Here is a 3,722-nt window from a genome sequence, read left to right as displayed (position 1 = left end):
CCACCTTCTCCAGCTTGAGCACGCCGGCCCAGATCGCCGCGATGCGTTGTTCGAGCTCGCTCTGCGGTGCCACATAGGCCTGCTGCAACTGGCTCGTATCGGGCTCGGGCAGTGCCTTGCGGTCGAGCTTGCCATTGGCGGTGAGCGGCAGGGCCTGCAGGTACATCAGGTGCGCCGGCACCATGTAGTCCGGCAGCGCTGCTTTCAGGTGCTCGCGCAGGTCGTTGCGCAGACGCTTCTGCGCTTCGTCGTCGGGCAGCGAAGGCGCGTCGAGCACCAGGTAGGCCACCAGTTGTCGACCGCTGGCGGCTGGCACATCGATCACTACTGCCTCTCGGATCGCCGGGTGGGCCTGCAACCTGGCCTCGATCTCGCCCAGCTCGATACGGAAGCCACGGATCTTCACCTGATGATCGATACGCCCCACGTACTCGATCACCCCGTCCTCGCGGTAGCACGCCAGGTCACCGGTACGGTACAGCCGCCCGCCACCCTGCACGCTGGTGTCGAACGGGTCGGGCAGGAATTTTTCCGCAGTCAGTGCGGCGCGCCCGGCATAGCCACGGGCCAGTCCGGCACCTGCCAGGCACAGCTCGCCGGCAGCGCCCACCGGCACCGTGCCGCCCGCACCGTCGAGCAGGTAGACCCGGCTGTTGCTGATCGGCCGGCCGATGTTGGCGCGGCCCTGCGCTGTCCTGAGCGTGAAGGTCGAGTAGGTGGTGTCTTCGGAGGGGCCATACAGGTCGTAGACCTTTTCCACCCCGCCGGCCTGATACAACTGGTCGACCAGCGACTGCTTCAACGCCTCGCCGGCCAGGTTGATCATGCGCACGCTGCTAGGCAGCTGCCCGGCATCGTGCAGCGCCTTGATTGCCGAAGGTACCGTATTGATAAGACTCACCTGGTCGCGGGCAGCCAGGGTGGGCAATTCCAGCGCGTTGTTGGCCACAATTGCGTAGCCGCCGCACGAGAGCGTGACGAAAATCTCCCACACCGAAAGGTCGAAACACACCGAGGTGGATGCCAGCACCCCGTGCAGATCACCGGGGCTGTACACCGACTGCGCCCAGGCGATCAAAGCCACGGTATTGCGGTGCTCGATCAGGACGCCCTTGGGCTGTCCGGTGGAGCCGGAGGTATAGATGCTGTAGGCCAGGTTGCCCGGTGCGGTCAGGTTCGGCAGGTCAGCGTCGGGGCAGTCATCCAGCACCAGTTGGTCGAGCAGTACGGCCTGGGCACGCAGGCCTTCGGGCAGGCGTGGCAACAGGCTCGACTGCGACAGCAACAGCAAGGCCCGACTGTCATTGATCATGTAGGCCAGACGTTCCTGCGGGTACTCCGGATCCAGCGGCACATAGGCCCCCCCTGCCTTGAGCACCGCCAGCAGACCCACCACCAGCTCGGGGCTGCGCTCAAGCGCCACCCCCACCATCACCTCGGGCCCCACACCCAGCTCGCGCAATCTGTGCGCCAGCTGGTTGGCACGCCGGTTGAGCTGCTGGTAGGTCAGTACCTGCTCACCATGCACCAATGCGGTGGCATGCGGGGTGCTGGCCACCTGTGCCTCGACCAGCTGGTGCACGCAACGATCGACAGGATATGCCGCCTCGGTACGGTTCCAGTCGCCCAGCACCTGCTGACGCTGCCGGGGGTCCAGCAGGGGCAGCTCGGCAATGCGTCGTTCAGGCTGATCGGCAATACCCTGCAGCAGGTTGTGCCAGTGCCCCAGCATCCGCTCGACGGTACTGCGTTCGAACAGGTCGGTGGCATAGGTCAGCGTCGCCGCGATACCCGAGGCGTGCTCGACCGTGTTCAGCGACAGGTCGAACTGGGCACTGCTTTCCTCCCAGGCCAGCACCTCCACGGTCAGGTCCGACAGCAGGCGGGTCTGCTGCCGGGAGGTGGCCTGGTGATTGAACATCACCTGGAACAGCGGGCTGTGACTGAGGCTGCGCTCGGACTCCAGTGCATCCACCAGTTGTTCGAACGGCAGGTCCTGATGGGCCTGCGCCTCGATTGCAGCCTGCTTGACCTGTTGCAACAGCGCCAGGAAGGTCGTGTGCAGGTCGAAATCGGCCTTCATCACCTGGGTGTTCACGAAGAAGCCGATCAGGGCCTCGGTTTCGGCGCGGTTGCGGTTGGCGATGGGCACGCCCACGCGGATATCGTGCTGGCCCGAATAGCGCTGCAGCAGGCACTGGAAGCTGGCCAGCAACAGCATGAACAAGGTCACGCCCTGCTGCTGGGCCAGCACCTTGAGGCGCTGGGCCAGCTCGCCGGGCAGTTCCAGCCCAAGGTTGGCACCGGCATCGCGCTGTACCGCAGGCCGCGGGTGATCGGTGGGCAGCTCCAGCACCGGCTGGTCGCCGCCCAGTCTGGCCTGCCAGTAGGCGAGCTGGCGCTCCTGCTCGCCGGCCTCCATCCAGTCGCGCTGCCAGATCGCGTAATCGGCGTACTGGATCGGCAGTGCCGGCCGCTGTGCCGACTGCCCGCTACGGCTGGCTTCATAACCCTGGATCAATTCATCGACGATGATCGGCATCGACCAACCATCCGCAATACTGTGGTGCAGCGTCAGCACCAGCGCATGCTCGCGCGAAGCCAGACGCAGCAGCTTCACGCGCAGCAGCGGCCCCTTTTCGAGATCGAAGGGCCGTTGGGTTTCCTCCTCTACCTGGCGCTTGAGCAGTGGCTCCAGGTCAGCGCCCGGTGCGTGGTCCAGAGCCTGGACCTGCAACGAAAAGGCAGTAGCCGGTGCAATCAGTTGAACGGCATGATCGCCGTCCTGCTGGAAAGTGGTGCGCAGGATCTCGTGACGATCGATCATCGCCTGGAAGCTCGAACGCAAGGCCTCCAGGTCCAGGTCGCCCTTCAGACGCAGGGCGACCGGAACGTTGTAGGCGGTGCTTTCGGGCTCCAGTTGCCACAGGAACCATTGACGCTGCTGGGCATACGAGAGCACTGCAGGCTCCCCCGCTCCCCTCGGGGAGATGGGGGCGACGCCGTAAAGATTCACGCCTTGACGCTTGAGCAGCGTGGCCAGCGCCTTGCGCTCTTTGGGAGACAGCGATTTTACGGAATCGAGCAACGCCTGCATTGGAATACCCCTTAAGAAATCAGCTCATCAAGTTCCTCCGTTGTTAGACGTTTGAGTGCCTCCAGGGATTTAGCCAATTGCGCCTGAAGTGGATCAATTCCAAGGTTTTTTTCCTCGAGGCTGCGCACGAACTCCCCCAGCTCGGGGTATTCGAACAGGTCCTTGAGTGCCGTCTCGATGCCCAGCACTTCGCGCAGCCGCACCATCACCTGGGTTGCCAGCAGCGAGTGCCCGCCCAACTCGAAGAAGTTGTCGGTCAGGCCCACCTGTTCCACCTGCAGCACCTGCGCCCAGATCGCCGCCACCTGCTGCTCGCGCTCGCTGTGGGGCGCCACATAGGCCTGCTGCAACTGGCTGGTATCGGGCCTGGGCAGTGCGCGGCGGTCCAGCTTGCCGTTGCCGGTCAACGGCCAGGCCTCCAGGAACATCAGGTGTGCCGGCACCATGTAGTCCGGCAGCACGCCCTTGAGGTGCTCGCGCAGGCCGGTGCGCAGTGCACTTTGCTGCGCCGCCTCCACCGGCCCGGCAGCCAGCAGGTAGGCCACCAGTTGCTTGCCGGTGGCGCCGTCGATATCCAGCACCACCGCCTCGCGGATCGCCGGGTGCTCCTGAAGCCTGGCCTCGA

The 3,722-nt window shown here is 64.9% G+C and carries 2 protein-coding genes; both read right to left on the bottom strand.

Features of this window, described 5'->3' with window-relative positions:
• Positions 1-3,088, bottom strand: a 3,088-nt coding sequence (locus MF6396_RS27795; RefSeq protein ID WP_443217223.1) for an amino acid adenylation domain-containing protein, incomplete at its 3' end; no start/stop codon positions are given.
• Positions 3,089-3,108: 20 nt separating this feature from the next.
• A partial coding sequence (locus MF6396_RS27790) for a phosphopantetheine-binding protein (RefSeq protein WP_078482010.1) occupies positions 3,109-3,722 on the bottom strand: 614 nt, incomplete at its 5' end.

This window comes from Pseudomonas sp. MF6396, assembly GCF_002018915.1.
In the GTDB taxonomy this organism is placed as follows: Bacteria; Pseudomonadota; Gammaproteobacteria; order Pseudomonadales; family Pseudomonadaceae; genus Aquipseudomonas; species Aquipseudomonas palmensis.
This window is presented reverse-complemented; position numbering and strand designations above follow the sequence as displayed.